The sequence below is a fragment of the Synechococcus sp. F70.1 genome (assembly GCF_047502745.1).
Taxonomy (GTDB): domain Bacteria; phylum Cyanobacteriota; class Cyanobacteriia; order Thermostichales; family Thermostichaceae; genus Thermostichus.
In genome coordinates this window covers 1-2,850 of sequence record NZ_JANSJL010000024.1, presented here as the reverse complement: position 1 = coordinate 2,850, position 2,850 = coordinate 1, and the positions used below count along the sequence as shown (strand labels likewise).

At 59.8% G+C, this 2,850-nt stretch carries 2 protein-coding genes and 1 pseudogene; all 3 read right to left on the bottom strand.

The annotated features are described in order from the left end of the window. Nucleotides 1-374, bottom strand: a 374-nt coding sequence (locus tag NW860_RS01335) for a PilW family protein (protein ID WP_414511979.1), incomplete at its 3' end; no start/stop codon positions are given. 70 nt (nt 375-444) lie between these two features. Further along, nucleotides 445-1,170 carry a prepilin-type N-terminal cleavage/methylation domain-containing protein gene (locus NW860_RS01330; protein WP_414511978.1) on the bottom strand — a complete coding sequence of 242 codons (726 nt, stop codon included), beginning with the start codon at nt 1,168-1,170 and terminating at the stop codon, nt 445-447. Between the two features lie 57 nt (nt 1,171-1,227). Next, nucleotides 1,228-2,850, bottom strand: a pseudogene (locus NW860_RS01325) (type II secretion system protein); the annotation flags it as partial.

Here is a 2,850-nt window from a genome sequence, read left to right as displayed (position 1 = left end):
CATCCCTGCGGGATCGGCTCTAGCTTCCAAAAGGCAACAACCGGGATAGCGTCATTGGGTCGGCGGATCCAGCCCGGCGTGTAGAGCCGTTGAATGACATCCGGGATCCCGTCCCCAAGTCGATCAGATTGCTGTGGGTTCTGCTCAGTGTCGTTGTAAATGTAAAGAGCCTCCGCCAGATCCTGCTGGATGTATTCCATAGCTTGGGTCAGCTCCGCCTGCACCTGGGTACGGCCCGTCTCTTCCCGATCCAGCCGCATCGTCTCGATGACAATCATCGCGGTGGCCAGGAGAAAGATGGAGGCAACCAGCAGTGAGACCAACAGCTCAATGAGGGTAAACCCTCTGCTGGCTTGGCGGCGAAAGATCAACACAGGCCAACACCTCCATCTTTCAACAGGTTTTGCAGGAAGGAACTTAGGCTCTACCTCAGGGTACAGCAGGTCAGTTAGGCAAGGGGAAAGCCCGGCACCTCTGGTTGGGATTCTCGCCTCTGGCAATGGCTATCTGCCGGCAAACATCTCCCAAGTTGGCAGCAGGGTTAACTTCTACAAAGGAGGTGGCTAGTGGAAAGAGCCAGACATTGGCATTGGCCAAGTTCTGGTTAGCCGAAACCACCTCCCTCCTCAAGCCAGGCAGCGCTCGGCGAGTGTTTGGATCAAAAGAAAAGCGGTGGTAAACCCTCACACCCATGCGAAAGCTGCAGGGCACCCCCTGAATGACCCTGTTTTCACGGCGGTCGATGCAAGGTGCCCCTGCGTCGCGGAAGGTTTGGATGACGTATTCTTCGGGGTTACGCCCCGGCACTTGAACCCGAGCCACGCGAATGGAATAGTTGTTCCCCTCTGTGTCCATATCGGTAGGAGGTGGGGTATTTGCCAGCGGGTTGGCTCCCACCCTGGGCAGACGGGCCAGTTGAGCCCGATCCTGAAAAGCGCGAGGGTTGGCAGCCAGCTCGATATCCACCAGAGTGCGGATGCGGTCTACCTCTTCCTGGGCTAGGCGGTTGGCCAGCTCCACCCGCTCGCTCATGGCACGCCGGTAGGCAATCACCGTGAGGGTAGGGGCCAGGGCAGCCATGGCCAGGGCCACGAGGACGACCGAAGCCAAGACTTCAATGAGGGTGAAACCCTCCGCTTGGTGTTGCTGCCAAAGCCGCCACTTGTTCATGGATCCCTCCCTCTTCTGCCCCTACCCTAAATCTGCCCCTGACCGGCCAGGTCAGTATCAGTTAAACTCCTCGCAGCCACCAATCCGGGCAGACGGATCCAACCGCACACCCGGCTGATTCTGGAGTGCGCAGCGCAGCCGCCGCACGTACGGATCTTGTGGATCTAGCTCCCGCAAGAACTCGGTACGCGTGTTGGAGGGGAATTGGAAGCGGGACGACACAGGGCCGGGGCGGCGGGCAATTTGCAAGCCCACGTCATAGCCGAAGCGGCGGTTGGGTGGGTAGTAGTAGTCGTAACCGCGCACAAAGGTTGGATCCGGCACCAAGTTGGGCGGCTCGAAGCTGTGCTGCAGGAAGGGGCCGGTGGCGTAGGTGCTGTAGTTAAGCTGGATCATCGAGCCGCTGAAAAAGAGGTTGACATCTCTCCACAGCTCGTTGAGCCGCAGGAAGTTATGCATGCCGCCGGCAGTTTGATGCAGCCGCGACGGGAGGACACCGCTAACGGCCACCGCGTTGACCCGCGTTTCCCTGGCCGGCTGCAGCTGCCGGTTTTGGGTGCCGTTGTCGTTGCGGCGGCGCTGGTCCACATTGGTTGAAGCCAGCTCTTGGAAGCGGGGAATGGGAATAGGCCGGCGGGTTACTTCATCCAGGATCACCCCCAGCACCGGGTTTTCGCCGGCAAAGCCAGTGGGAGTCTTGTTCAGGTCCAGGGTGAACGGCTCCACATCCACCCAGACCAGGCCATCGCCATCGCCGCCGTTACGGTCGATCTGAACCTGGATGGTGTTGCCGTTGTGCTTGACGTAGAAGCAGAGGCCATTGCGAATATCTTCACTGCCCTCGTGGTTAATGTAGTATCCGTCCGCATACTTGGACGCGGGAGTGTAGGCTTGGGTCGCGGCGCTTTTGTTGACTCGGGCATAGGGGTTGAGCACCATCTGCGGCTGAATTTCTAGCTGAATGGGGTTGCCGGGAGGCTCAGGAACCAGATCCAACCCAAACAGCGGATCCCGATCCAAAACATCCCAAGGCTCGTCGGAGTCGCGAACGCCGTTGTTGTTCTTGTCCCAGAAGTTCAGTTGGCCGTCTCCGTTCCAGTCTTTGATGCGCAACGTGCTGGGGCGGCTGTTACCGGTGTAGGCGGTGTACTTGAAGCGGTCGTTGAAGTTGGGGCGAAATACCCCCGGCACCCAGAAGCCACCGTCTGAGGGATTGACCTGTTCATCGCCACAGCGAGTTTTTCCGTCCGTGTTGAGCAGTTGCCGCCGCAATCGCCGTGCCCAGTCAGGGCTACCCACAGCAGGAGTTCCAGAAATCTCGGAGCTGGTCCTCTCAGCAGGGCGGATGCCAGGCTCCTTGCTAGGATTTGCAATCTGAGAGGGCAAGTTGCCCTTCAGGCCATTGCGGGCGGCATAAGCTGGCTCGCCAAACATCCAGTTAAAGGCCGCTTGCAAAGCTTCGGCAGGGCTGGGCCACTTGGGCGGCTTGGGCACCCCTGCTTTCACTTCCAGCACCGGGGAAAGCTCCGGCTGCAGAGCAATGGTTACGCCCTCGGCAGGAGCCGCAGCCACCGTATTCACGCTGATGGTCTCCGGCTCCGGATCGGCCTCGACTGCCTGAATGGGGCGCAGCTCCACCGTGTTGGGCTTGGCTGCCATCCACTCGCCCAAGGGGCTCTT

Coding starts and splice junctions, on each gene's coding strand:
- NW860_RS01330 (WP_414511978.1), bottom strand. CDS start 1,170: ATGAACAAGTGGCGGCTTTGGCAGCAACACCAAGCGGAGGGTTTCACC.